This is a genomic window from Brachybacterium sp. UNK5269 (genome assembly GCF_049266655.1).
Taxonomy (GTDB): Bacteria; Actinomycetota; Actinomycetes; order Actinomycetales; family Dermabacteraceae; genus Brachybacterium.
This window is the reverse complement of sequence record NZ_CP184885.1, coordinates 26,787-52,621: the sequence shown is the minus strand read 5'-3', so window position 1 is coordinate 52,621 and position 25,835 is coordinate 26,787. Positions and strand designations below refer to the sequence as shown.

The window sequence follows — 25,835 nt, the reverse complement described above, 5'->3', positions numbered from 1 at the left end:
CATTTGAGTGGGCTTGAGCAACCGACACGTGAGGGGGCGAGGGTGGTCGAGCAGCTACGCGCGTACAAGTACGTGCTGGACCCCAGCGCTGCTCAGCGGGAGCGGCTGGAGCAGTGCGCTGGCGCGGCCCGCCACGCCTACAACCTCCTGGTCGCGGAGAACCGGCGCCGCGGCGACCGGTATCGGCTGCTGCGAGACCATCTGGTCACGCGGGGCCTGTCCCCCGTGGAGGTCAAGGCAGCGATCCAGGCGCATCAGCTCGAGCATCCCGGTGAGCCGACGCGGCCGCTCGGCTACCAGGCGTATGCCACGGGGTATCTGACCAGCATGCTCACGGAGCACCGGTACGCCGCGGCCCGAATCGCGTCGGGCGAGGACCCCGAGACCGCGTGGCGCTCTGAGCGGTATGACGGGCCGTGGATGCACGAGATCCCGCGCCGCGTGCACGTCTCAGGGCTCCAGAGCGCGGACGCGGCCGTGAGGAACTGGTTCGCGTCACTCGCGGGCGCTCGTAAGGGCCGGCAGATGGGCGCGCCCCGGTTCAAGAAGAAGGGCCGGTCGCGGGACTCGTTCACGATCCCCGCGCCCGAGAAGATGGGGCCCCGCGCCAACTACCACCGCGCTGTCGATGCACGACGCGGCCAGATCAGCGACTACCGCCACGTGCGTCTCGCGTCGCTGGGCACCGTCCGCACCCACGACTCCACGAAGCGGCTCGTGCGCGCCCTCGAGCGCGGCGCCCGGCTGCGGTCCTTCACCGTCTCCCGTAGCGCCGATCGCTGGCACGTGGCCCTGCTGGTCTCAGAGGAGGTCGCTGCACGTCGTCCGACGAAGGCACAGTGCGCCGCGGGTGTCGTCGGCGTTGACGTCGGGGTGAAGGTGCAGGCGGCGCTGTCCACGGGCGAGGTGGTGGACAACGTGCGCCCGGGCGCGCGGGCGGCAGCCCGGATCGCGCGGATTCAGCGTGCGATCGCCCGGTGTGAGCGGGGGTCCCAGCGGCAGCAGCGCCTGTACCGGCGTCTCGCTGCGGCGCAGCACCTCGTTGCGCAGCAGCGCGCGACCGCGCAGCACGCCCTGACGAAGTACCTTGCGACCGGCTTTGAGCACGTCGCCATCGAGGATCTGAACGTCTCGGGCATGAGCTCGAGTGCGCGCGGCACCATCGAGCAGCCCGGCCGTAACGTCCGCGCGAAGGCGGGACTGAATCGAGCGCTGCTCGATGTGGGCTTCGGCGAGCTCCGCCGGCAGCTTGAGTACAAGACCAGCTGGTACGGAAGCCAGCTCCACATCATCGACCGGTACTTGCCGTCGTCGAAGACCTGCAGCGCTTGCGGGGCAGTGAAAGCCAAGCTGTCTCTGCGTGAGCGGGTCTTCGAGTGCGGTTGCGGGTACCGCGAGGACCGGGATGTGAATGCGGCGCGGAACATTGCGCGCTTCGCTGCCCCTGGTCTCGCGGGGGCTGGTCTCCTCGCCGACGGCAGGTCGGAGAGGCTAAACGGACGCGGAGGCCCTGTCCCTGATCCCCTACTTGGGGTTCTTAGGGGCGGGGCCGGTGATGCGTCAAGACCCACCCGTGTGGGTGGGCCACCGGTTGAGAGTGATCTCGACCTGTCCCCACAAGAGGCGCGCGGCGGATAGGAACGCTGGTCAGCCAGGGTCCGTCAGAAGCGCGCACAGGGAACAGCCCGATGCGCAGGTCGTGCAGGCCTGGAAGGAGGAGTCCGTCCCGCACGCACAGGGAACAGCCCAACGCCGGGAAGCGCGACCTGATGACCCCCGAGTCCGGCCCGCGCGCACAGGGAACAGCCCACCACGTCAGCCTCGACCACCGGCTTCTCCTCGTCCGTCCCGCGCGCCCAGCCCGCGCGTGTTTAGCGACCGAGGTCGCGTTCGGGGGTGCGCTCCTGGCCGGGGGTGCGGGCCTTGCGCTGGCTGACTTTGCTCTTCTCAGCGGCGGCCGCGACCTGTTCAGCGGCCGGCATGGTCCGCCCGGGCCTCGTGATCGCTAGAACGTTGGCGGCCTGGGGGTCCCGCTGGGCGAGGTCGCTGGTCTCGTCCTTCTCGCGCTGGAACTGCCCGACGCCGGCATGTTCTATGTCTCCGCGTTCGGTAGCTACTGCCGCCTTGCCCTGATGCTCCCCAAGTTCGCTCGCCAGGTCCTCCGGCGCACCGTGCCGGGGCTCGTCGAGCTCGAGGTCCAGACCGAGGTCGGACTCACGCGCAGCGAGGTCCTGCATGGCCTGCTCGATCGAGACTCCCTCCGCAACTTCGCGCTGCGCCTCGTTCCACAGCAGCCATTTGTTCGTGCGGGCCATCTCCGACTCGGTGAGGTTGCCTTCGAGCCAGTTGTCGGCGCGATCGCGGCCGTACTGGTTCGTGAGGTCGGCCCACTGGCTGGCGACGTCGTCGCCCACCGTCGCCAGGTGGGCGCTGATGCGGTGCTGCCGCTCGTACTCGCTGAGGTCCGGCACCACCACAACCTTGTCGGGGTTGTTCCCGAACACCTCAGCGACGGCCTCGTCAGACCAGCGCTGCAGAACCTCCGGGTCCAGCACCGTGGACCGCGCCGGCGTCGCTTCAGTGACGTCCCAGGCAAGGACCACGGTGTGAGGGTCCTCCCCCACGAGAGACCCGATGGTCTGGTCCGACCACCGTTCCAGCTCCTCCGGGTCGAGCACCCTCGTCACCGCACCGCTCTCGGTGACGAGAGTTTCCGGGGACTCGGGGTCGATCTGCTCGAGGTGGTCGGCGTGACGCTCTGCGGCATCCTCCGCCCGCGCCGCATCCATCCACCGCTGCTGGGTAGCGCTCGGGGTCCCCTCCGGCGCCGGCACACGATCCAGGTCCTCCTGCCGCACGTTCGCGTCGACGAACTCCACAAGACTCTGGTGGCGCTCGGTGACGTGCTGGCTGAGCTGTTCGTGAGCCACTCTCGCCAGCGGCTCACTGTCCGCGTACGCCTCGGCGTACACGAACGCGGTCGCGATCTCGCGGTCGCTGGCCGCCTCGCGCCACTGGGGGTCGAGTCCCTGAGCGGCAATCGTCCGGGCCGCATTGCGCTGTGCCTCCTGGCGGTCACGCAGCGCCTGCGCAGCCTCGCGCTGCCCGTCGGCTTCTCGGCGCCGGGCTTCTTCCTGACGGCGCTGGATGAGCTCCATCAGGCGCATTCCCGTTGCCGACATCCCCCGCAGGACGCGGGAGTGGTCACTAGCGATCTGGTCCTCGGCCTCACTCATGACATTCCCCTTTTACCTCTCCGGGCCGGCCTCTCGGCCCGACCCGATCTGTGGTTGGTTCCGTAGGGTCCTCGGCACAGTCGTGTCCATCCGGCCCTGCGGGTCGGGCGCGCTCTCCTTGCCGACAGGGCGGCTTTCGGCCCGCTCCAGGTCACGAATAGCCCGCGCTACCGGGTCGCCGTTGACGACCTCCCACCCGGGGGGTGCCGTCTCGCGCTTGTGCATCGCTTTCAGGATGGAATGCTCGGCTACCAAGGGCACCGCTGCAGCGGCGAGCTGCTCACGGGCCCTGGCGAGATCGCGTTCCGCGTCGGCTCGCCGGGCGATCGCGTCGACCAGTTGCATCATCTGCATCAGCAGCGCGAGCCGTGAGGCGGTGTCGTTGGGGCTCGCTGCCTGGGACACGCTCACCATGGTCTGCGCCGCGCCGGCGACGATCTCTCGGCCAGTGGAGCGGCGCGGTTGGGCGGCCTTCAGCAGCGCATCCGACGCGCGGGCGAGGTACTTGTCTTGGGGGGCATCCGCCTGGACGGACCACGCACCAAGGACCGTCGACGCCTCGCGTGCGGCCCGACGCCAATGCACGTCCGGGCGCTCGCTCTCCAGCGCGCTGCGCATGTCGCGGATCTTGTCCGCCACCGGCAGCCGGAACGCGCTCCCGACGGGCAGGGTCTTGCGCTCGTGCCAGACGTCGATCGCCTCGACCTGGGATCGCAGGCCCCATCCGTAGCGCTCCCGCAGCTTGTCCAGCCCGAGCTGCTTGTCCCACTTGGACGGCGAGTAGAAGATGCCGCCCTCGGAGTCGCGCACCTTCACGCTGTACCCCGTGGGCGACGCACCAACGGCGGTGCCGCGACGGGGCATGACGATGAGGCCGGCGGCACGCGCCGTCCGCACGAAGTCAGCCTCACTGCTGGCGGTGAGGGACGCGCCCTCGACGATCCGCCGAGCGATCACCCGGTCCGGTTCACGGTTCTCTGCACGCGCCCGCTCCCACTCGGGACGCGACACGTTGCCAATGCCGGACGAGAGCTCGCTGTCGAACGTGACCTCGAGCGAGTGCTTCGCAGCCACGCGCGCAGCAGCCTGCGCGGTGCGCCGCTTGGACTGGCGATCGTTCCAGCGCCTGCCGTCATCGCGCACGAGATTCACCGCGATGTGGAGGTGGTCGTTGCCGTCCTTCGAGGAGCCGTGGTGGACCGCCATCCACGCGCAGTCCGCACCGTTCTTCGAGTCGGTGAAGTCCATCTGCTGCACGAACTCACGCGCCAGCTCGGCCCACTTCTCATCCGGCAGTGCGCCTTCTCGCTCACCCAGCGAGAGCACCGCGTGGAAGACACGGTCGGCGCGGGCCGCACCCCGAGCGGTCTCGCCGTCGACCGGGATCAGCGGCAGCCCGCGCTCACGCCGGACCTGACGCCAGGCCGCGTCAAACTCCTGCGCCAGGGCGTGCCGAGCGTTCGGGTCTCCGGCGAGATCCACTCCACTGAAGCCGGCCTCGATCATCGACGAGCCCGCGACAAGGCGCTGCTGCTCGTGCTCGTTGTGCCGGCCGGGACCGAACAGGTACGACACCAGGGACCCGGGGCCCGTGCCGACGGCGATCTGCTTACCGATCATCACGCCCCCCGGCATCCACCGCGATGCTCTCCACACGATCTATCACCGCGCGCACCTCAGCCATCACTGTGCGCACATCCTCTGCACTCACCGGCTCGCCGCCACCCAGCGCGAACGTGTTGGCCTGATGCGCCAACTGGTTCACGTTGTTCGCCACCGTCGCGAGCTGGAAACGCGTACGCGCTAGCGCCTCGAGCAACTGCTCGTACCGCGCCGCCGCATCCGTTCCGCCCGTCAGCACAGCCCGCATAAGAACAGCCTGACGGGACACACCCTGCGAGCGAGCCAGTGACCGCAGCAGCTCATCCTCCGCATCGGTGGTCATCAACACCAGGCGGTTCTTCCGCGGCTCGTTCGCGTTCGCGCGACGCATCCCACGTCTCGCAACTGCGAACGAATCCTCCGCCACGGCGGGCTCCTTTCGGCTTAGTGCAACGGGTCACCAACGGTGAGCGCTCCCACCAGTGTGGTGGGACCCGTGCGCGCAGCGCAAGGGCAAGATCCAGTTAAGGCACTTAACTGACCATCTTGCTCCGGCTTTTGTGGCCCGTTGGAGGCTTATCGGTGTCGGTACCACCCAGTACGGTGGAGGCATGAATGAAGCAAGTCACACGGCAGGACAGGGTGAGCACCCGATCGATCAGAAGGTGCTCTCGCTGATGGACCGGCGGCTTGAGGCGGCACGGCAGCTGGCCGATGCCGCCAGCGAGCTGAACGCATCGCGGGCGCGACTGGAGGACGCACAGCGCGCGTACGTCGAGTCGTTCCGTCAGGCGGAGAAGGCCGGCTGGGACAAGAAGGAACTGACCGGGCACCTCAACTTCGAGGAGCCCGGCAAGGCGCCCCGGAAGCGCGCAGCAACGCGGAAGCCCGCGACGACTGCACAAACCAGCACCGGCGACACGTCGGGCACGGGCGATGGGGACGCGGCGGACGAGTGAGGGCTCGCCGTCTTCCTGATGCTCAAGTCTTCGTGTCCCGTACCTCCGGTCAAGGGCGCTGCGCGTCGCTCCGCGATGGCGCTGCGCGCCACCCTTGACTCTCCGGCACGGGACACGAGAGGTCGCATTTATCAGGAAGAAGGCCGCAGAGAAGGCGGCACCGAACGAGGGGGAGCGTCATGAGTGAACCGACCGGCAACCTGACCACCGAGTACAGCGACAGGGCAGGAGTGACGCCGGAGTGGGCGACCGATCCGGTGGATCAGCCGTACACACCTGAGCGAGTCGCGGCAATCTGGATCCAGGCGACGTCGACGATGGAGGCCTACCTCGCGTCTGATCGTCCTGATCTGGCGAGGAACATGATCGAGGAGATCGACACGAACCTTCGTGACTTCGCGGCGGGCGGTTACCCGCCCGGCAGTGACGAGATGGCCGGCATCTACACCGACGCGATCTGCCGCGCCGCGATCCCCTACGGGCAGCCGCCCATCAGCGCCGAGGAAGTCGCCCGGCACCTCAACAACGTCGGTCTCTCCGTGCCGACAATCGATGTGGACACGCTGGCCGCCCGCACCGGAGTCACGCCCCTGCACCCCGCGCACACCGTCAACCGGATCGACGGCGACTTCGCCGGCGCCTGGGAGCAGGCCGTCGGGAACAGCTATTCCCAGCCCGTGTCCCACGGCCCGATCCTGGACTACGGCTTCGGCACCCCGGCGATCACCGTGTCCATCGGCGACGCCCGCGACTGGGACAGCACCTTCCGCGTCAGCCTCGAGAGCGACGGCTCGACCGCACTGACCGTTAGCGGCGATGACCCGGTCGACCTCGCCACCATCAGCCAGACCACGGGCCTGCCCGAGCACGAGGTCCAGCAGATCATCACCGGGGCCACCACAGCGCTCCGCTCCACGCTGCCCAGCCCCGAGGGGCAGCCGGCCACCGAGCCCGCGCTGGTGGACCTCGCCGCGGCCCGCATGAGCGTGCGCCGGGCGATCGCCAGCATCACCAGCGACAGCGAGGCCGCGCAGGCGCACCTCCAGTCCGCCAACAGGGCGCTGACCGAAGCCGTTGAAGCACTCCGGCCCGACCAGGTCCACCCCGGCGTCACCGCCGCGCAGGAGTCTGTGCAGCAGGCCAGCGAGAAGGTCGCCGCCGTCACCGAGACCGCCGCGAAGACCGACGCCGAAGTCACTCTCTACACCAAGAGCGACTGCCCCGGCTGCTTCGCCACCAAGCGCGCGCTCCACAAGGCCGGCGTCGAGTACGACGAGATCAACCTCGAACAGCACCCCGAACTACTCGCACAGTTCAAGCGCCAAGGAATGATGCAAGCCCCCATCGTGGAGACCAAAGACGGAGAACGCTGGGCCGGCTACAACCCCGCCAAGCTCAAGGAGCATGGACTCGACTACCGGACCCGCCAGCAGCGCGGAAGCGGCCCCGACACCGGCCAGGGGTGCGGACGGTGAGAGCTTTCTCCACCGACGCGGTCACGCAATAGTGACTCCCAGGGCGCATCGAATACAGTCGCCCGCGACCTCGCTCAACGAAATACAGGAGCAGAACAATGGCGCGTAAGACTCAGGTGATCCTGACCGACGACATCGACGGCTCGGAGGCCACCGGCACGGTGAGCTTCGCTCTCGATGGCGTCTCCTACGAGATCGACCTCAACGACAACAACGCCCAGCAGCTACGTGACCAGCTCGGCGAATGGGCCAACAAGGCCCGCCGCGTCGGCGGCCGCCGCACCACCGGCACCCGCAGCGCGGGCTCCTCAAACGACGCCGCGAAGATCCGTACGTGGGCCCGGGAGAACGGCTACGAAGTCAGCGAGCGAGGCCGCGTCCCCCAGGAAATCCGCGACGCGTACAACGCCGCGCACTGACGAGCAATCACCCCGGCATGTCCCGGACGGCATGAACAGGGGCCCCTTCCCTCGAGGGGGCCCCTGTTCATGCCCGGGGGCACATCGCGCCCGTGCTGGTCTATCGCTCGTATCCCTCCGACCGGCCCTGTGCACGCCGACGCAGCTGAGCTGGCCCTCCGAAAGCGGCCTAGTGGGCCTGTGCGGCCTCGCGGTCGATGAGCGGGCTTCCCGCCCGCACGCGCGCCACATCCGTGGTCACCACGGCCGGCGCGCCCACCGACTCCGTGCGGAACACCCGGTACCGGACCACGGCTCCCACCTCCTGGGCCAACTGCTCGGCCGCGACCGTCGACCGGCTGCGCCCCTGCGGCCCGTCGAACATCGCGCGGGCGTAGTCACTAGGGACCCACCGCCCGCCCAGGAGATCGCCCTTGCCCTCGAGGGTGTCGACGTACGCCTCCCGCCACCGCGACCGGATCCGATGCTCGGACACCTCAATCGGCACATCGACCGCCACCACCTCCACGCCGTACCCGGCGCTCTCGAGCTGCCGCCCGACCGCGATCGCGTGCTCACGCTGAGACAGCACGCCGTCGATCACCACCGGATACCCACGCTCGAGCGCTTCCTCCCGCAGCACATCAGCGATCTGCACGGCCTCCACATGCACCAGTGCCGACAGCTCCAGCGGGAAGAACCGCTCCCCGCGCGCTTCGAGCTCGCGCACCGCAGCGGGCTTCAAGAACTCCTCCAGCGAGCCATCCCGCTCGGCCTGGCGCAAAAGGAACCGTTTGATCTCATCCGGGTCGATCAGCACATGCCCGGCGACCTCGTCGGCAAGCGCCCCCTGCCGCAGAGTGCTCTTGCCGGCCCCGGGTGGGCCAGCCATCACCATCGCGTGCCGGCTCTGGCCGGGCTCTACCCCCGACAAGCACTCCTCCACGTACTGCGCGTGCAGCCGGTCGCGGGCAGCTCGAGGAACCTCGGGGGAGTGGAACCAAAGCGGATTGTGGATCGACGCGGACCCGGCGCGGGTTCCCAAGGGCCCGTCTCGGCGAGTCAGCTCCCGCACATGGTCGATATGACGATCAATCCAGTCACTCACGAAGCCGGAGCGTTCTTCCGCTCGGCCACCTCGTCGTAGGTCGCATCGTCGATCAGCCCCTCCCGGTGCGCCTTCTGCACCTCACGCCAAGACCCCGGGCCCGGGCTCGCCACGATGCCCTCCAGCCACTCCGGCTCCGGGATCGGCGTGTACTCCCAGCGCCCAAGCTCCTCGATCAGCCGCTCGCGCGTCAGCTGGCCCAGCGAGTAGCGCTGGCAGATCTCATACGGGCCAGCGCCCGAGAACCCCGGAACAGCCTCGGGGACCTTCCGGGCGGCCTTCAACGACTGACTCAGCGCCGACTGCGAGACACCCAGCACCCGAGCCACCTCCGCCTGAGGACGACCCTCACGGTCCAGATGCTTCAGCGCGCGACGGTAATCCAGCGTCGCGACCTCTACCTGACGCCGACTCACCGCAGCCACCACCAGATCATCCGCCGGACGATGCAACTGTGCGGTCATCGAAACCACCTCCCGTATAAGTCACCTTATACGCTGGTGGTGGGCATGTCACGACTCCATCCCCATCGCGCCAGGAGCAGCCGGAGCGACCCCATCCGTCGACTCTCCGCCCTAGCCGTCGTGCTGGCTTGCTGGCGTGCTGGCAAGTAGGCGCGCGGCTGACGGGGCGGCGGAAGCCGCCCGGAGGTGCGCGGCGGAGGCTTTGAGGTAGATGCCAGTGGTGGCGATGCTCTCGTGGCCCAGCAGCTGCTGCACCTCGGAGATCGGAACCCCGACATCGACCATCGAGACCGCGTAGGTGTGGCGCAGGGCGTGGGCCGCTTCGCCCTCGGGCTTGGCGATGCCGGCCCGCGCGTAGAGCCGGTTGACGCGGTAGGAGATGGTGTCGCGGGTGAGCGCGCGTCCGTCCGGGCGGACGAGCAGGGGAGACGGGTCGCTCTGGTCCGCGGCGTGCTCTGCGCGCCAGGACAGGTAAGTGTCGATCTGCGCGGCGACCCCGGGATCCAGCGGCACGGTGCGGGCCTTGCGACCCTTGCCCACCACGCGGAGCGAGGGCTCGTCACCGGGTCGGTAGTCGAGCAGGCGCAGCTCGGCGGCCTCGCTGGCGCGCAGTCCGCCGGCGGCCAGGATGAGCACGATCGCGACGTCGAGCAGCGGCGCCGCCGGTCGCGCCTGCGGATCTTCCGTTTGCGCTGTCTCCAGCAGGGCGGAGATCTGGCCGTCAGTGAAAGCCACCGGCAGGCGCGCATGAGCACGCGGAGCCTGAATCGCGGCCGTGGGGGTCAGCGGGCAGGCGTGACTCGAGGACGAGGTAGCGGCAGAGTCCGCGCAGCGTCGTCACCAGGCGCCGGCGGGTGGTCGGCGCGAGGCCAGCGTTGTTCATCTCCGCCATCGCGGCCTTGATGACCGGCCCGGTCAGATCCTGCACCTTCACGGGGGCGCCGGTCTGGGCCTCGAGGTAGCGCTGCCACGAGGCGAGGTCGGCGCGGTAGGCCGTAGCCGTCTTGACGCTGATGGTGCGGCCGACGGCGCGGCGTTCCGCGATCCAGTCCCGGGCCGCGTCCTCGAGGAGCTCGCTCATCCCGCCACGTTAGGCCGCACAGCTGCCCTCGCTGCGGCGACACCCCGGCCTAGTGCGCATAACAATGATTATGCGCACTAGAGCGGGCTGTCGCCAACTAGATTGGGCCGGCTGGTCGGCGGCGCGCAGCTGTTCGACGCGCTCCAGAACCCGCCCATGGGGACCACTTCATGCCCTACGACGAGCCCTAGGCACAGAACTACGGCGCTGACAGCGCTGCTAGCTCTGTGGAAAACAACCAATGGGCCATACAGCCCGTTCAGCGTTCGCCTCGCAAGTGCGGCCCCGCTTCCTGATTACCGACTTCGTTAGAAGTCCCGCCCGACGAGGCCGCCGACTTCGGTATCCAAAACGGTTCGTATTACGCCGTTCTTGAACCACTCCTGATCGAGAACTTCGTCGGGGACGTCGTTGCTATTGATGGTGCAGATGTACTGCCCTCCAGTCGACTCGACAATAGTCTGCGCCAGCTGAAGTGCTCCTGCCCGCTGGCGAGGGTCTACACCGTCGAATACGACGGAATCATGCACAAGAAAGTCCGGGTGATAAGTGGATGCGATGCCCTCTTCGAGCATAGTGAGGTCGAAGCAAAAAAGCGCCATCCGGTTAACTCCGATACTGCCGGAGCCCGAAGCACGAATGTTAAATTTATAGCCACCGTCATCAACGGCGACTGTAAGCGCAGCATCCCTGCCATAAAGCTGTCGCATTTTGTGACTGAAACGATCGCCAACGCGATCTAATTTCTCCCGTGATGTAGTTAGCTGCGACACTGCTTCACTTCGCTTCGTAGATTGTTCGAGTTTTAGCTCTTCACGAAGAGTAACTAATTCTCGAGCTTGCTCGATCTGAAGATCTAGTGCCGCCATACGCGCTTCGATGTCACTAAGCTCCGCGCGCATCGCATCTAACTCTTCGAGCGCACCCCCTGCATCCAGAGCGCGAAGTGCGCCGTCGCGCTGATCGTCCAGGCGAGAAAGCTCCGTTGCACGTGCCGCGATGCGCGCGTTAAGCGCCTCAATCTCACCGTGCAAGAAGTGCCGGCGGTTCGTGATCAATGTTGCGTGGAATTCGCGCACCTCGTGCACCTGCCGCTTAAATCCGTCGGCAAGGACTACGCCCGCAGCGCTGAACAGTTCCTCGATAGGCAGGGCGTCCTCGCCGGCGGTTTGCGCGTCGGCGAGAGAGGAGACGTACAGCTCGAGCATTCGCCGGTCTACCACCGCTTCGTCCCGCAATCTCGTGATCTGCGCAGTAAACTGGTTGGCTCGAGCCACCAAGGAGTTTGGATCCTCAAGGATTCGGAATCCCGAGATCCGCTGGCGCCATTCGTCGGCCTCGTTCTTCAATGCGGCCCGCTCAAGTACCAACTCCTCCTCCGGCCGCAGTGTCGCGACGAGCCCCTCCTGTGAGGCAGCCGTGATGACCTTCAGCTGCTCCAGGCTCTTCTTCACGGCCGACAGCTCGTGGACTACTTCCCAGTCCAACCCGAGCAGGAACGCAACATGCTCCCTGCTGCTAGTTGCGCCCTGTTGAGCAATTACCTTTAGGGGATCTCTGGGTGTTTCCGTTCGAATGACGTATGAGAGAAGCGTGCGCACAGACAATTTGCCCCCCTCACTCCCCTCGGCCGGCTCTAGGCCGAACAGGGCGAGCCCTAGCAGCGCTTTCCAACTATCGACCGTGACCTGGCCCTCCGAAAGCCACGGGTTAATAACGTAGCGTGAAGACCCCTCAGCCCTGATCGATAGCCTACGACCGCTCGCGAGCGAACGAGTCGCCGCAACAGTGCCACCAAACATTTCCAGAGTTAAGGTAATTTCCCAACCGTCGTCGGCGAGCGGACGCAAACTACTGTGTAGGTTTCCCGCCAACACATAATTCATCAACATAAGCATCGTCGACTTGCCACGGGCATTACGGCTGTTCTGATCTGTGGAATCATGAGCGCGTTCGGCGATGACCGCATTAAACCCCGGCCGGAAGTTTATCGGCTGAAATTCGTCCCGGTTTGCGCTAAGGCGAATGAACATTAGCTGGCCCTCACGATCTGACCTTGATAATCGAGTACTCCCGCACCGTAAAGGAACGTCAGCGCTGCCGCGAAGGCATCATAAGTCGAGCTGCCGGATGACTGTCGATGCTCCACGTACAGCTGGCCAACGCTCATACTACGGTCGCCTAGAAGCGCCAAGAGCGCCGCAGCCTCGCCGATGACTGTGCGCTCCGGGGGCGTGAACTTGTCAGGAAAATATTCACTCACGTTCGAAAATCTCGCAAATCTCGAAGAGGTGCGCGACCACGGCCAGCGCCGCAGCCCGAATTTGAGGGGTGTCACGAGGGCCCGCGTTCTCGATCGCCTTCTCCACGAGGTAGTCGAAAACTTCATCGGACTCGAGGCCGTCCGCCCTGGCGGCATAATAGTCGCTTTTGAAGCGTGCTACCAGCACGCGCCCAAATGACGGCGATACCATGCCTTGGAACTGGATGAAAGCCTCGACTCTCGCCGTTTGCGATAGGCCGTCGGTGATCCGCTGGACGGATAGTGGCCCGAGGCTATTCAGAGAGATCTTTTCCTGCAATGGTAGAGCTAGTTCAACTCCGAGCTGCTGAGGCGCAGGCGCACTAGCTAGAACCGTGCACACCACGGAAAGCTCTTCGTACGTCACCGCTCCAAGAGCGCTCCGCAAAGCGCGCGCGACCGCCTCCTCGTGAGCGCGCTTGGTCTCAAGAAGGAACTCGCGCGTGTGGTATTCGATCTGCGTGTCGATGACGTCATGATGGGGGCCACATAGGTAGATGAGGTTGTCTGCCGAGCCGCGTGCCTCCGGATTCATGTCCTCGTCGTACCGAGGGCCACCCGGACTAGCCGCCGCGATGTGGGCGACCTTGCCCGTCGCCTTCGGCTGATCGCCCACACTCTTCGGCTCGATGGTCAGGTCAATGCCGCAGTTGGGGTAAGCACACTTGTTGCCACTGCGAGCAATCACGATTTTTTCCTGGGCGCGCGGAACGCGATCCCTCAACGAAGTTCCACCCATGGCCCCACAGTAGTAACCGCATACAGGCTTCTCTGGCATCGCCGCGCTCAGGGAGAACGCCAACTGACTCTGGGCTGTCTGCGCCGCGCCTGGCTCCTGCGGTCGTCAGGACAGGCACGATCGGTCGGCCGTCAGCTCGGCGTAGCGCTTGAACAACACCTCTTGGCGTTCCTCTTCGGTGTGCAGCGCCTTCCTGGCACCGAAAGCCTTGTCGACGACCCGGTCCAGGGCATCGTGCGCCTTCAAGAGAGCGGGATCCATGGCGAGAGGGTTGTAGTGATCCGCCAACGAGCGACCTGGATGCATGGCACGCGCATCAAGCACGGCGCTGCCTGCAGCGATGATCTTCGCTCGAACACTGTCACTCACCCCGGGCAGAGGGAGGTTGTTCCAAACAACCGTGGCGGAGAATCGCAGGTCGGACTTGATGCGGCCACCTGTGGCGCGCTGCCAAGCCATGAACATGGAGCTGCTGATGATCGCGAACAGGTACCCGGTGGGATCTTCGGCGGTGAAGTTTGCATCGCCGGCGATGACCTCGGGCCCGAAGTGAGCGACGGTCGCATACCGCCGGGCTTCAGAAAAATGGCGTGGAATACAGACGTACGGAACTCCTGGTTGGCGGCGCTCTCCGAACAAGCTGGGAGTGGCGGCTAGCTTGCTCGTCGCCGCTCGGCGGGAAGCTTCCCGGTAGCTGCGAACGGCATCTATGCGTCCACGAAGTACACCTCTGGGCTGCAGATCGGCAGGGTCGAGATTCTCCAGCCAGAGGCACCATCTGGGTGTCCCGCGGATGAGCTCCCGCGCGCCAACGAACTCACGGAGGTACTTGCTCGCGGCAGGGTCTAGCGAAACCTCCGGGTAACTGTCCGGGCCCACGAGCAGGTGGCCGCCGTCGTTGGGCATTGACCCGTACTGAACTGCGGGCAACTCCGGGCTTAGGGGTTTGGAGCGCTTGTCGATGTATGCGCTCGGTCCGTCGACCAGGTAGGGGTTGATGCTGCGTGCAGGCCTCTGTTCGGGCTGTCCCTTCGGGGTGTCGTAGCTGTAGAGCGCGGCGGGAGTCTTCTCATGCTTGTCGAAGCCGACGATGACGCAGTGGACGTGAGCAAGTCCGGGAGCTTCGGAGGTCCACGCGAAAGTCTGGTGGGCGAAGCGGATGCGCCAGCCGGCTCCGAGGATGGGCTTGAACAGGGCGGCGACGGGCAGGCCCTGGGCGATGGAGTTGGTGGAGACGAAGGCGAATCGTCCCCCGCGGGTGTAGTGGAAGTAGTCCGCTGCCTTTTTGTACCAGGCGGTGACGTAGTCGAGGTAGCCGTCGTAGTCCTCACCCCAGACCGCTTTGAGGTCTTCGACTTGCTCGCGGGTTTTCGTCGTGTGGCCGATGAAGGGCGGGTTGCCGACGATCATCACCTGCGGCGAGGCGGGGAAGATCCGAGACCAATCTGCGCGCAGGGCGTTGTGGACGTGGATGGTCTCGATCTTGTCCAACGGCAGCGGGTCTGGCGCCTTCCCTAGAGCGAGTTCCATGGCCTGGTTGGCCTGGTGATCGACCAGGTGCAGGGCGGTCGAGGCGATCCGGGCCGGCCATTCTTCGATCTCGATCCCGGCGAAGTGGTCCAGGGTGACCGGAAGGTCTTCTTTGAGAAAGAAGGCGGTCGGTGACTGCCAGCTGGTGTCGCCGAGCTCGTGGAGGCGCTTGAGGATGTCGAGGTCCAGGGCGCGTAGCTCCCGGTAGGCGACGACGAGGAAGTTTCCGCAGCCGCAGGCAGGGTCGAGGATGCGCAGCTGACCGAGGTCGGCGCGGAGTCGCTTGAGCTTGCCGGTGTCGTGCACGGCGTCGGTGAAGCGGGCGCGGAGCTCGTCGAGGAATAGCGGCTGGATGGTCTTGAGGATGTTCGTTTCGGTCGTGTAGTGCTCGCCGAGCTCGCGACGAGCCTGGGAGTCCTTCACTGCCTGAAACAGGGACCCGAAGATGGCCGGAGAGATCGCGGACCAGTTGAACGCACAGGCTTGCAGGAGCAGCTCGCGCATATTCGAGTCGAACGAGGGGATCGAGGCGGGTTCAGCGAAGATGCCCCCGTTGACGTAGGGGAATCGAGCGATGGACTCGTCCAAGTTGCGTTGCCGCTTGCTGCTCTCGCGATTCATGGCTTGGAACAGCATCGCCAGTTGCGGACCAAGGTCAGCGCCATCCTCGCTGGTGCGCTGCTCGAGGAACTCATAGAACTGGTCACGCTCACCCCACACGCCGGCGTCATCCGCGTACAAACAGAACAGCACCCGCACGAGGAACACCGATGCATCGTGGTCGTCGTAGCCGGACTCTGACAGCGCTCCGTACAGGTCCGCCATGATCTGGGCGGCCTTGACCGAGGCTTCTTCCTGCTGCTGGCTACCGAAAGAGCTGGTCCGGTAGCCAGCCAGGAACGCCAACAAATCGGAGTTGGCCGGTAGCTCCTCGAGGGCGAAGGTGCGCGTGTCGGCGCCGTCGGGAGCTTGGAGATCCAGGACCCGGAACTCGGTGAAGTTGCTGGAGATGACCCAGCGCGGGGTCTCCACGTCAGTGAGGTCGTCGATATAGTCGAGCGCCTGGCGTTCGGCCGCCTCGAGGTCTTTGCCGGCGGACTTCATCTCGATCGCACACAGGCCGGGCAGGAGCGCGTCGATGTACCCGCGATGTCCGGTTGAGGATCGCTTCGCACGTTTCTCGTACAGCGCAGCCTTCGTGCTCGTGATCCCAAAGACCCGTAGCAGGTCTCGAATGAACGACTGCGCCTGCTGGCGCTCGTCCCCTGGCTCGTCACGCCAGTCCACGACGAACTGCGCAGCGCGCCGTCGGATCTCGTTCAACGACAGCGCCTTCGCCATGGATCTCCCTCGCGTGATGACTCCCTGTGAGCCTACTAGCAGGTCATGAAAAGGCTGTCACGAGGCCAGTCCCTGTCAGCCGACGAGGGGTGGAGGCGGCTCGAGGGAGCGCTACAGCTCCCCTCGGGAACGCATCCCGGAAGTTCGGGGAGGATGCTCGGGCAAACTCGCCGCAGGACTTCTCGTTGCAGCGGGAATGAGTCAGGATTGCACCATGGAACCTACGGACGCAGCTAACAGCGGATTCGACCTGTTTCGAGCGGTAGAATTGGCAGCGCCGTTGACGGTGACGATCCTGCTCGCCTGGATTGCGATACGAGCAGAAGGTCGGCGAGCCCGCAACGACAGACGGGACGCATGGCGATATGATCGCACGCGAGTCGCAGTTGATGAGATACGCGCACAGCTTGCAACCATCAAGCAGCACCTTGACTCTGCATCCCTCAGGCAAGACGTTAATTCGCTTGCGGGGCGGCGGCTCCTGTCGGAGGCGTCGGTCGGGCTCATGATGCTTGCATCATCACGGTCACTACCGTTGGACATGCGCGAAGCCCTTGAAGCGCTGAGGTCAGAGGGGGAATTTATTAACTCCATGAGCACGGACGAGGGTAAAGCCTTCGAAGCTGACGCGAGGCAATGGGCTTCGTTCACCCAGGGCGCACTGTCAACTATGACATACGAGCTTGCGGACCGATGGGCCGTCCACGGCGAAGTCTGGGAATCCCACGTCCGGGATTCAGGCGGGAAGCCGATGCGGCCACCAGCCATTTTTGCAGACTAAGAATACTCCATTGGCATCAATTCCCGATCGCCGCATACCGGCAGTTACGCCGCCCTGAGCTGCGCATCCATGACCGACCACGGAAGCTAGATCCGGCTAGAAAAGCAACCAGTCAAGCGAGGTTCCAAACAGGTTCCGACTCCCAGCCCGACGGGAAACCCATCTCATCTAAGGACCGGCCCGCGCGAGGGGCATCGTCGAGGAACTCTCGGAGCTTCCAGCACCAGTCGTCCGCCGGGTTTATGCGGTGAGTTAGGAAGGAGAGCACAGCAAGGGTCGGATACAGCCGCGGCCGCGTGGCCCCCGCCGCATGGCGGAGCACATCGAATGAGCTCAGGTGCTTATCGCCGATGCGTTGGGTTACGTTCAGGTTCCATAAGCGCGAGTGGTGAGCGCAGGTATTTCGAATGTATCGGAGGTTCTTCCACCAAGCCTGGAGGGCTCCGCCTGCCCCAGATCCCGAGGGATCTATTAGGCCAATTTCCCGAGCGATAGCGTCACGATCCCGTGTCGCAAGGGCACGGAAAAGGAGTAGCAGGTCGCCGAAGGTAAGAAGCTCTGTAAGCATCCAGATTGGCATCGGGGAGCTGTAGGTTTTTTTGTAATGATCGACAAATTGCGCGTCAGATTGTTCGATGGATTGTCGAATTTTCGCCAGGATTTGGTCATGCTGGCTGAGCGCGCGTCGGCCTTTTTTTAGCGTCACTTGAGGCGCATCTAAGTTGGCAGAGTTGAGGTAAGCCTCGGCGCCTCCCCGATCGCCCAGAGTGTGTCCGACGTGAAATCGGAGGCCCACTTCTACCCGCTCGATGGCATCAAATACAAGTCGTCGAAGCTCGCGGTCAAATTCGTAGAGCTCCACCACCTGGTTCCAGGTGGTGCCATGGGTCAGATCGTCGTGCACCTGTATGTCGTCGCGGGTCGCGCCGTTGGCCAATGCCACCTTGCCAACGACCTCGCTCCGGCGGAAGGGGTACCAGTAGCCGCTGAGCCTGTAGTAGCCAGCCCGTTGCAACCAAGTAGCCACGTCGGCGTCGTCGTCGATGATCATGTTGCGCTGACGAAGCAGAGCGACCTGATCTGGAACCGGGAGGAACGGCTTGGCGTAAGGAATAAGGTTCATAGACACAGAAAACCAGCCTCCCCCCTCGCGATGCGAGACGAAAGGCTGGTCGTGATGCCCACATCCTATGCGGACGCGTCACACGGGGCAAGCCGAGTAGAACCTAGCTCACCTTCTGGGGTCAGTCGGCTCTCGGAGATAGCGATACAGCGTGGATCGGCTGATGCCATGCTCACGGGCGATTTGGGCTTTGGGCTTGCCGGAGAGGGCGGCGTTGCGGACGGAGCGGATCTGGTCGCTCTCCAGGCTGCGGGGCCGGCCCTTGTAGGCGCCGCGCTTCTTCGCGGCGGCGATGCCCTCGGTCTGGCGCTGGCGGATGAGCTCGCGCTCGAACTGCGCGAAGGCGCCCATCATGTTCAGCTGGAATGCGGCCATCGGGTCTGAGTGTCCGGGCTCGAAGGTGAGTCGCTCTTTGAGGAACTCGATGCTTGCGCCCTTCCGGGGGCGCTGCTCGGTGTGCTCGGTCGGGTCGCCGGTGATCTGCTGGACGATGTCGTTGAGGTCGATGACCGACCGGGCGAGACGATCCATCGACGCGACGACGACGTGGTCACCGCGGCGGACGTGCCGGATGAGCGCCTGCAGCTGCGGGCGGTCGCTCGCGCTCTTGCCGGACTGCTTCTCGGTGAAGATCTGGTCGCACTCCCCCACCGCCTCGAGCTGCCGCGCGAGGTTCTGGCCGGCCGATGACACCCGGAGGTACGCGACGCGCTGCCCCGGGGCCCGATGTGTTCCATTCATGTCTTAGACCCTAGCCGAGACATGTATCAAAACACGGTAATGGACTTAGTGGAACAGCGGCGACGCCTCGGCGATGTGTGTCGCGTTTGGGTATACCTGAACGGCACGCTGTGTCCAGGCCGGGGTTTCGGAACCTTTAGAGATTCTCACCAGATCAGTGCTGTCAGTGTCCGAAGTCGACTGCACGAGTGTCCGCAGTCGGCTGCACAGCTCAGAGGTTGCGTAGTCGTTGTCTGGTGAGGCGACGACCCACGATGGCAAGGGGGTGTCGACCTGTCTTCACAAGTTCGCGTCTGCGGCCGAATCGCCTGTTCGCCTGCGGAGTCACTCCCGATCAGCAACTGTGTACACTCGACCCGTACGACAGGGGAGCGCCGTGAATGGGCGCTGAGAGTGCGCAAGCAGACCCTTGAACCTGAACCGGTTAGCACCGGCGGAGGAAGTCGTGTGGTGACCGTTCGCTCGCGAACATCCACCTATGCGTTCTCGCATGCAATTGCACCCGCCGGACATCCTTCCCCTGTCGACGCGCCTTGCCATGGACGGCAGCGCACAATTCGACAGAGGAGACGCTCATGACCGACGCTCACCGATCCACACCCGCCATCGCCACCATCACCGTCGACCCGAACGGCGACGTCGCGGAACTCCGCGCCTCGGTGGCCGAGCCGTGGGACGCCGCCGTCGGCCACCGCTTCGTCAGGGAACTGTTCGCCGGCACGATCGACGACGAGGTCCTCATCGGCTACCTCGTGCAGGACTACCAGTTCTTCGACACCTTCCTCTCCATGCTGGGAGCATGTGTCGCCTACGCGGACGAGGTGCCCGCCAAACTGCGTTTCGCCCGCCAGCTCGGCATGCTCGCGTCGGACGAGGACGGCTACTTCCAGCGGTCCTTCGACGAGCTCGGAGTTCCTGAGTCCGAACGCACCGCACCCGAACTCACTCCCACCACCACCGCGTTCAGGGAGGCGATGACCGAGGCGACCCGATCGCAGTCGTACCCTCACCTGCTCGTTCTCCTCGTCATCGCCGAATGGCTCTACCTCGATTGGGGCGAGCGCGAGGCGCCGATGCCCGAACGCTTCGTCCACCGCGAGTGGATCGAACTCCACCGCGGCACCGGCTTCCAGGAGTGGGTGCAGTTCCTCGTCGACGAGCTGGATCGCGTCTTCCTCCAGGATTCTGCTGCGCGCGATCGCCTCGCCGCGGTGTGGAAGCACGTCGTCGACCTCGAACTCGCGTTCTTCGATACCGCTTACGCGTGAGGCGCGGGCCGGTGACCGTCGTGGTCCCGTCATCGAGCTGAACGGTCACCGGAGATCGCGCGACTGAACCTGCGGGGGGTGCCCGAACTCAGTGGGCGATGAGGCCGCGGGCCGCGTTCCGACGTCCCGGCTGTAGGCTAATGAGTGACGCGGGGTGCCGTGCTGGCACGGCTGAGATCACACCCGTTGAACCTGATCTAGTTCGTACTAGCGAAGGGAACGTCGCCGATGTCGGCACCTTCTTCCGTCCCTGCCGTCCCACTCGATGCTGCCGCGGTGGCCGAGGCTTTGGCCGCGATGCGCGGGCACGCCCCGCTGGTGCAGTGCCTGACCAACGTCGTCGTGGCCCAGTGGACGGCGAACGTCCTGCTCGCGGTTGGCGCGAGCCCGTCGATGGTCGACAACCCGGAGGAAGCCGGGCCGTTCGCCGCTGTCGCCGATGCGGTCCTGGTCAACCTCGGCACGCCTCAGGAGGCGACGGTGGCCGCGATGCACGGCGCGGTCAGCGCCGCCGCGGCGGCCGGCACCCCGTGGGTACTCGACCCGGTCGGGGTGGGCGGGCTCGTCTGGCGCACCCAAGTCGCCACGGGCCTGCTCGCACACGCCGCCCCGGCGCTCATCCGCGGCAACCCCTCGGAGATTCTTGCTCTGGCCGGTGGGGGCAGCGGTGGGCGGGGTCCGGAGAGCGTCGATGCCGCCGAGGACGCCGTCGACGCCGCCCGCGTGCTGGCACGGGAGCACGGCACCGTCGTCGCGGTTTCCGGTGAAGTCGACCACCTCACCGACGGCACCCGACTGGTCCGGGTGGGCAACGGCCATCCGTGGCTGACCAAGGTCACCGGGGGCGGGTGCGCACTGGGCGCCCTCATGGCCGCCTTCGCCGCCACCGCCGACGACCCGCTGCTGGCCGCTACCTCGGCGACCGCGACGTACACCGTGGCGGCCGAGGTCGCGGCCGAGCGTGCCGCCGGGCCGGGGAGCTTCGCCGTCGCGCTGCTGGACTCCCTCGCCACCCTCGACCCGAAGGAGCTGACCGAGAAGGTGGTGCTCCGGTGACCCGCCGGCCGGTGGACCTCAGCCTCTACCTCGTCACCGACACCGGTTTGTGCGGGCCGCGGGGGGTGCCCGCGACGGTGGAGGCCGCGGTCGCGGGCGGGGCCACCATGGTGCAGCTGCGTGACCCGGGGACCACCGACGCCGACTTCGTCGCCCTCGGCCTGGCGGTGCGCCAGGTGCTGGCGGGGAGCGGGGTGTCGCTGATCGTCGATGACCGGGTCCACCTCGTTCAGGACATCAGCGCCGACGGCGTCCACGTCGGTCAGCGCGACATGTCCCCCAGCCAGGCCCGGCAGCTGCTCGGGCCGGACGCCATCGTCGGGCTGTCGATCAGCACGATCGAGCAGGTCCGTGCCGCCCGAGCACTCGGTGACGACGTCCTGGACTACCTGGGCGTCGGACCGGTCTGGCCGACGGCGACCAAGCCCGACCACGGCCCTGCGATCGGCCCGGACGGGGTGGCCGCGGTGGCCGCCGCGAGCCCGTGGCCGGTCGTCGCCATCGGTGGTATCACCACGGTGCGGGCCGGTGCGCTGCGCCACAGTGGGGTCGCCGGAGTGGCGGTCGTGTCCGCGGTGTGCGCCGCAGAAGATCCAGCCGCGGCGGCCGCAAGCCTGCGGGCCACCTGGGACGGTCAGCCGTGAGCCCCCGCCCGCCGGTCGCGCTGACGATCGCCGGCTCGGACCCCTCCGGCGGGGCCGGCATCCAAGGCGACTTGAAGACCTTCTCCGCACTGGGTGCCTACGGCACCGCAGTGCTCACCTCGCTGACCGCCCAGTCCACCCAGGGAGTCACCGGTGTCCATGTCGTCCCCGCGGACTTCGTCCGCGCCCAGCTGGACACCCTCGTTGATGACGTGGCGGTTGACGCCACCAAGATCGGGATGCTTGCCTCCGCGGCCACCATCGAGGCCGTCCTCGCCTTCCTCGACGAGCGCGCCGACGCGGTGCCGGTCGTGGTCCTTGACCCCGTCATGGTCTCCACCGCCGGTTCCCGGCTGCTGGCCGAGGACGCCGTCGAACCGATGCGCCAGCTCTTACCGCACGTCTCCCTCATCACCCCGAACCTCCCCGAGGCCGCCGTCCTGCTCGACACCGACCCCGCCGAGGACCTCGACACCATGCGCGCCCAGGCCGCCGCGCTCCGGGAGATGGGCGCCGCGCGGGTACTGGTCAAGGGTGGCCACCTCGGCGGCGACGCACACGCCACCGACCTGTGGCTCGACGACGCGGGCGAGCAGCTCCTGACCGCCCCGCGGGTACCCACGGTCAACACCCACGGCACCGGCTGCGCCCTGTCCTCCGCGATCGCCGCACTGGCCCCGCGCACCGGCTCCCTCCTGGAGGCCACCCGCCAGGCCAAGACCTGGCTCACCGGCACCCTGCGGGCCGCCGACGCGCTCCACATCGGCCACGGACCCGGCCCCGTGCACCACTGCCACGACATCTGGAAAGACGAGAACGACCGGAAGGACGGCGACCGATGACCAGCCCACACACCACCATGCCCGAGACGATCCGCGACCACGACGACACCGGTGTGTTCAGCGCCGTGGCATGGCACCGAACGGCCACGGTCCGCGAGGCGATCGATGCGCTGCCGTTGCTGCACCAGCTGACCGACGCGACCCTGGCGGAAGAGACGTTCCGGCACTACCTCGCCCAGGACGCGCTCTACCTGGCCGACTACGGCCGGGTCCTGGCCGCGGCCGCCGCTCAGGCCCACGCGTCGGAGGAAATGGCGTTCTGGGCGCAGGCCGCGCGGGAGGTGGTCGAGGTCGAGCGGCAGTTGCACGCCGCCCATGTCACCGACCTCACCGCCGCCGAGCCATCACCGACCACGGTTGCCTACACCTCCTACCTGCTGAGCCTCGCAACATCGGGAAACTACCCGGTCCTCGCGGCTGGCATCCTGCCCTGCTTCTGGGTCTACGATGACGTCGGCACCCGCCTGAAGGCCACCGTCGGTGATCTGAGCACGCACCCGTACGGGGACTGGATCGCCACCTACGGCGATCCAGACTTCACCGCCGCCACCGACACCGCCCGGGACATCGTGGACCACCTCGCCGACCAGGCCGACCCCGGCACAGTGACGCGCATGCACACCGCGTTCCACCGAGCCACCCAGTACGAGTGGATGTTCTGGGACGCCGCCCACCGGCAGGAGACCTGGCCCATCTGAGGTCAATCTTCCGTGCGCCCATGGGCGCGCGCTCCGGCTCATCATGATCTTTCGAGAGCTGGTCGCCGCCCTGGAGCTCCTACCACCCGATGGTGTTGCCCCGCACGGTCGTAGACCCCGAACGCGGGTTATAAGACTGCACGGGGCGCGCTGGCAGGTGCTCCGGACGAGAAGCGCCAGCGCTTTCAGACACCACCTGCCCCGAAAGAGGCGCGTCCTATCAGTCAATAAGGCCAGCGGGCCGATCACCTCTGCCCGGCGCACCGCAGCCGCCCACACCTCATCGGGAACGGTCAGCAGGCCGCGCTCAGCAATCCGACCCTCGTCGATCGCGTCGTCGTGCACGGGACTATGGAACAACTTGCCCATCGTGCACACGGGTACGGACACGCCGGGGCGATCACACTCCTCTGCAGACTGCCTCCAACGTGCGCGTCACCTGTGCAGACGACTTCGGGGATTCACAAAATAAAAAAAAATCTTTTTATACGGGCTCAAGGAGTCGAGCCGGGAACCGCTCGAGTACAGCGGTGACATCTGCAGCGTTGTCTCCTGGTACCTCGATGCTCCCGCCGGTGGTGGTGGGCAGATCAGCACCCACGAGCAACACCGACTCTGCAGAATGGGGGCGACGCTGCTGAACGGGGGTGACCACGCCGAAGAGGCGTTCAGCGCCTCTCATCGCGGGCCCAGGCGGCGATCGTCTGCGCGATCGCCTCCGGGGTGAGTCCGTGCTCCTCGAGGAGAGCGGGATACGGCCCTCCGTGCACATAGTCGAGATCGACGCCGAGAGCGAGCGCCCGTGTGGGGCAGTGCTCCGCGAGCAGCTCACTGACCGCCCCGAAGAGTCCGCCGGCCACATAGTGCTCCTCGACGGTCACGACGTGACCTGTGCGCCGCACGGATTCCAGGACGAGATGCTCATCCAGCGGCTGGATCGTGGGCATCCCCAGATGCTCCACCGAGATCCCCTCCTCACGCAAGGTCTCGCACGCACGCATCGTGTTCACGGTCGCTGTCCCCGTCGAGATCACGGTGACGTCATTCCCGCTACTGATCAGCCGACCCCGCCCGATCGTGAAATCGTCCGTCGTGAACAGGTCCGGGATCTGCTGGGCACCGATCCGCAGGTAGACGGGCCCTACGTGGTTCAACATCGCGTGCGCGGCGGCACGGATCTCCCCGGGGTCCTGTGGGGCGATCACCACGACTCCCGGGATCATGCGGATGATCGAGAAGTCCTCGAGGGAATAGTGCGTCGGGCCGAGGTCGGCGTATGACATGCCGCCGTTGCGCCCGACGATCTTGACGTTCTGGCGCATGTACCCGAGATCATTGCGGAACATCTCGAAGTTGCGCGAGGTCACGAAGGGGGCGATCGCACACAGCACAGGGACGAGTCCGGTCGTCGCCAGGCCCGCAGCAATACCTGTTGCCGCTTGCTCCATGATACCGAGCTCGATATAGCGGTCGGGATGCTCCTGCGCGAACGCACCGAAACCCGAGCTGTTGCCCGAGTCTGTCGAGAGCACGACGATCCTCTCGTCATGCTCGGCGACCTCGGTGACCGCATGCCCCAGGAGCTTCCTCGGATCGGTCAGGCTCATGCCCCTGCCTCCTCAAGCTGTCTGATCCGGGCGGAGATTTCGGAGCGGGCGCGATCCAGCTCTCCCTCCTGAGGTTTCCAATAGTGGTAGGCCACGGCCCCCTCCGCGAAGGAGATCCCTTTGCCTTTCACGGTGCGCGCCACGATCGCGTGGGGACGCCCCTCGCCGGCCCGAGTGTCGCCGAGGGCGCCGATGACCTGAGCCATGTCGTTGCCGTCGATCTCGGTGACCTGCCAGCCGAAGGCACGCAGCTTCTGTGGTATGGGTTCCATGCTCATGATCGCTGCTGTCGGACCGCTGATCTGGAGTCCGTTGCAATCGATGATCGCGGTGAGGTTCTCCAGTCGATGATGGGCGGCCGCAGCGAAGGCCTCCCAGTTGGACCCCTCCGCCAGTTCGCCATCTCCCAGCAGGGTGAAGACACGTGCCTGGTTCGAATGCACCCGCGCACCGATGGCCATCCCCGCTGCCAGGGCGAGACCGTGGCCGAGGGCCCCAGTATTGGCCTCGACCCCGGGAAGGGAGTGCATATTGGGATGGCCCGGGAGCACCGTGCGGGCAGAGCCGTAGCTCTGCAGGACATCGAGGGGGAAGTATCCCCGCAGGGCGAGGACGGCATACAGAGCCATCCCCTTATGCCCTGCGGAGAGCACGAATCGGTCCCGATCTGGCCAGTCGGGTTCTTCGGGACGCTCGCGTAGCACGTGGAAGTGGAGCGCCGTGATCACATCGATTGCGGAGAGGGCCCCGCCCAAATGTCCCGAACCTCCCTTGGACACCATCTCGACGACGAGTCCGCGGGCGATGGCCGCTGTCCTCTCGAGCTCGCGCACAGTCACG

General features: G+C 66.1%; 24 protein-coding genes and 2 riboswitches. Of the genes, 9 read left to right on the top strand and 15 right to left on the bottom strand.

Features of this window, described 5'->3' with window-relative positions; genetic code table 11:
- The first annotated feature begins 42 nt into the window (after window positions 1-42).
- Window positions 43-1,638, top strand: coding sequence for an RNA-guided endonuclease InsQ/TnpB family protein (locus ACOJUI_RS17320; RefSeq protein WP_422117764.1), 1,596 nt, complete (start codon window positions 43-45; stop codon window positions 1,636-1,638).
- A gap of 233 nt (window positions 1,639-1,871) precedes the next feature.
- On the opposite strand, the gene ACOJUI_RS17315 is transcribed toward ACOJUI_RS17320, so the two are convergent.
- From ACOJUI_RS17315 to mobC, 3 genes are read right to left on the bottom strand one after another with little or no spacing between them, the layout of a single operon-like run.
- Window positions 1,872-3,236, bottom strand: a complete 1,365-nt coding sequence (locus ACOJUI_RS17315) for a hypothetical protein (protein ID WP_422117763.1) — start codon at window positions 3,234-3,236, stop codon at window positions 1,872-1,874.
- A 12-nt stretch (window positions 3,237-3,248) separates the two neighbouring features.
- Window positions 3,249-4,856, bottom strand: coding sequence for a relaxase/mobilization nuclease domain-containing protein (locus ACOJUI_RS17310; RefSeq protein WP_422117806.1), 1,608 nt, complete (start codon window positions 4,854-4,856; stop codon window positions 3,249-3,251).
- Window positions 4,846-5,265, bottom strand: a complete 420-nt coding sequence (gene mobC, locus ACOJUI_RS17305) for a plasmid mobilization relaxosome protein MobC (protein WP_422117762.1) — start codon at window positions 5,263-5,265, stop codon at window positions 4,846-4,848. The genes ACOJUI_RS17310 and mobC overlap by 11 nt, the downstream gene beginning before the upstream one ends.
- Before the next feature lie 184 nt (window positions 5,266-5,449).
- Here mobC and ACOJUI_RS17300 point away from each other — a divergent pair, with 184 nt between their 5' ends.
- The 3 genes from ACOJUI_RS17300 to ACOJUI_RS17290 all read left to right on the top strand — a co-directional run bounded on the left by ACOJUI_RS17300 (window position 5,450) and on the right by ACOJUI_RS17290 (window position 7,691).
- Window positions 5,450-5,797: a hypothetical protein gene (locus ACOJUI_RS17300; RefSeq protein WP_422117761.1), complete on the top strand. Its 348-nt coding sequence runs from the start codon at window positions 5,450-5,452 to the stop codon at window positions 5,795-5,797.
- 179 nt (window positions 5,798-5,976) lie between these two features.
- Window positions 5,977-7,272 (top strand): glutaredoxin family protein, encoded by a 1,296-nt coding sequence (locus ACOJUI_RS17295; RefSeq protein ID WP_422117760.1) that lies wholly within the window; start codon window positions 5,977-5,979, stop codon window positions 7,270-7,272.
- Window positions 7,273-7,370: 98 nt separating this feature from the next.
- Complete coding sequence (locus ACOJUI_RS17290) at window positions 7,371-7,691, top strand: histone-like nucleoid-structuring protein Lsr2 (protein ID WP_422117759.1); 321 nt, start codon at window positions 7,371-7,373, stop codon at window positions 7,689-7,691.
- A 169-nt stretch (window positions 7,692-7,860) separates the two neighbouring features.
- On the opposite strand, the gene ACOJUI_RS17285 is transcribed toward ACOJUI_RS17290, so the two are convergent.
- The 10 genes from ACOJUI_RS17285 to ACOJUI_RS17240 all read right to left on the bottom strand — a co-directional run bounded on the left by ACOJUI_RS17285 (window position 7,861) and on the right by ACOJUI_RS17240 (window position 18,880).
- On the bottom strand, window positions 7,861-8,778 hold the full coding sequence (locus ACOJUI_RS17285) for a zeta toxin family protein (RefSeq protein ID WP_422117758.1): 918 nt from the start codon (window positions 8,776-8,778) through the stop codon (window positions 7,861-7,863).
- On the bottom strand, window positions 8,775-9,242 hold the full coding sequence (locus ACOJUI_RS17280) for a hypothetical protein (protein ID WP_422117757.1): 468 nt from the start codon (window positions 9,240-9,242) through the stop codon (window positions 8,775-8,777). The genes ACOJUI_RS17285 and ACOJUI_RS17280 overlap by 4 nt, the downstream gene beginning before the upstream one ends.
- Before the next feature lie 111 nt (window positions 9,243-9,353).
- Window positions 9,354-9,977: a tyrosine-type recombinase/integrase gene (locus ACOJUI_RS17275; RefSeq protein WP_422117756.1), complete on the bottom strand. Its 624-nt coding sequence runs from the start codon at window positions 9,975-9,977 to the stop codon at window positions 9,354-9,356.
- Window positions 9,964-10,323 carry a site-specific integrase gene (locus ACOJUI_RS17270; RefSeq protein ID WP_422117755.1) on the bottom strand — a complete coding sequence of 120 codons (360 nt, stop codon included), beginning with the start codon at window positions 10,321-10,323 and terminating at the stop codon, window positions 9,964-9,966. The genes ACOJUI_RS17275 and ACOJUI_RS17270 overlap by 14 nt, the downstream gene beginning before the upstream one ends.
- Window positions 10,324-10,631: 308 nt before the next feature.
- The gene (locus ACOJUI_RS17265) at window positions 10,632-12,356 is read right to left on the bottom strand and encodes a DUF2326 domain-containing protein (protein ID WP_422117754.1); all 1,725 of its coding nucleotides are present in this window, start codon (window positions 12,354-12,356) and stop codon (window positions 10,632-10,634) included.
- Window positions 12,356-12,586 (bottom strand): ABC-three component system middle component 6, encoded by a 231-nt coding sequence (locus ACOJUI_RS17260; RefSeq protein WP_422117753.1) that lies wholly within the window; start codon window positions 12,584-12,586, stop codon window positions 12,356-12,358. Before ACOJUI_RS17260 ends, ACOJUI_RS17265 begins: the two co-directional genes overlap by 1 nt.
- Entirely contained in the window at window positions 12,579-13,364 is a 786-nt protein-coding gene (locus ACOJUI_RS17255; RefSeq protein ID WP_422117752.1) for an ABC-three component system protein, read from the bottom strand. Before ACOJUI_RS17255 ends, ACOJUI_RS17260 begins: the two co-directional genes overlap by 8 nt.
- Window positions 13,365-13,469: 105 nt before the next feature.
- Window positions 13,470-16,235, bottom strand: a complete 2,766-nt coding sequence (locus tag ACOJUI_RS17250; protein ID WP_422117751.1) for a DNA methyltransferase — start codon at window positions 16,233-16,235, stop codon at window positions 13,470-13,472.
- Between the two features lie 893 nt (window positions 16,236-17,128).
- On the bottom strand, window positions 17,129-18,139 hold the full coding sequence (locus tag ACOJUI_RS17245; protein ID WP_422117805.1) for an Abi family protein: 1,011 nt from the start codon (window positions 18,137-18,139) through the stop codon (window positions 17,129-17,131).
- Window positions 18,140-18,247: 108 nt separating this feature from the next.
- Window positions 18,248-18,880 (bottom strand): recombinase family protein, encoded by a 633-nt coding sequence (locus tag ACOJUI_RS17240; RefSeq protein ID WP_422117804.1) that lies wholly within the window; start codon window positions 18,878-18,880, stop codon window positions 18,248-18,250.
- Between the two features lie 355 nt (window positions 18,881-19,235).
- Window positions 19,236-19,339: riboswitch (TPP riboswitch) on the top strand.
- 116 nt (window positions 19,340-19,455) lie between these two features.
- On the opposite strand from ACOJUI_RS17240, the gene ACOJUI_RS17235 reads away from it, so the two are divergent.
- The 5 genes from ACOJUI_RS17235 to ACOJUI_RS17215 all read left to right on the top strand — a co-directional run bounded on the left by ACOJUI_RS17235 (window position 19,456) and on the right by ACOJUI_RS17215 (window position 23,388).
- Entirely contained in the window at window positions 19,456-20,148 is a 693-nt protein-coding gene (locus ACOJUI_RS17235; RefSeq protein WP_422117744.1) for a TenA family protein, read from the top strand.
- A gap of 140 nt (window positions 20,149-20,288) precedes the next feature.
- Window positions 20,289-20,385: riboswitch (TPP riboswitch) on the top strand.
- Complete coding sequence (thiM, locus tag ACOJUI_RS17230) at window positions 20,377-21,204, top strand: hydroxyethylthiazole kinase (RefSeq protein WP_422117743.1); 828 nt, start codon at window positions 20,377-20,379, stop codon at window positions 21,202-21,204. (Overlaps the previous riboswitch by 9 nt.)
- Entirely contained in the window at window positions 21,201-21,848 is a 648-nt protein-coding gene (thiE, locus tag ACOJUI_RS17225) for a thiamine phosphate synthase (protein ID WP_422117803.1), read from the top strand. Before thiM ends, thiE begins: the two co-directional genes overlap by 4 nt.
- The gene (gene thiD, locus ACOJUI_RS17220) at window positions 21,845-22,690 is read left to right on the top strand and encodes a bifunctional hydroxymethylpyrimidine kinase/phosphomethylpyrimidine kinase (RefSeq protein WP_422117741.1); all 846 of its coding nucleotides are present in this window, start codon (window positions 21,845-21,847) and stop codon (window positions 22,688-22,690) included. Before thiE ends, thiD begins: the two co-directional genes overlap by 4 nt.
- A complete protein-coding gene (locus tag ACOJUI_RS17215) occupies window positions 22,687-23,388 on the top strand; it encodes a TenA family protein (RefSeq protein ID WP_422117740.1) in 702 nt (233 codons plus the stop codon). Before thiD ends, ACOJUI_RS17215 begins: the two co-directional genes overlap by 4 nt.
- Window positions 23,389-24,056: 668 nt before the next feature.
- Here the strand turns inward: ACOJUI_RS17215 and ACOJUI_RS17210 are convergent.
- Window positions 24,057-24,995: a transketolase family protein gene (locus ACOJUI_RS17210; protein WP_422117739.1), complete on the bottom strand. Its 939-nt coding sequence runs from the start codon at window positions 24,993-24,995 to the stop codon at window positions 24,057-24,059.
- Window positions 24,992-25,834: a transketolase gene (locus ACOJUI_RS17205; RefSeq protein WP_422117738.1), complete on the bottom strand. Its 843-nt coding sequence runs from the start codon at window positions 25,832-25,834 to the stop codon at window positions 24,992-24,994. Before ACOJUI_RS17205 ends, ACOJUI_RS17210 begins: the two co-directional genes overlap by 4 nt.
- Window position 25,835: the final 1 nt, after the last annotated feature.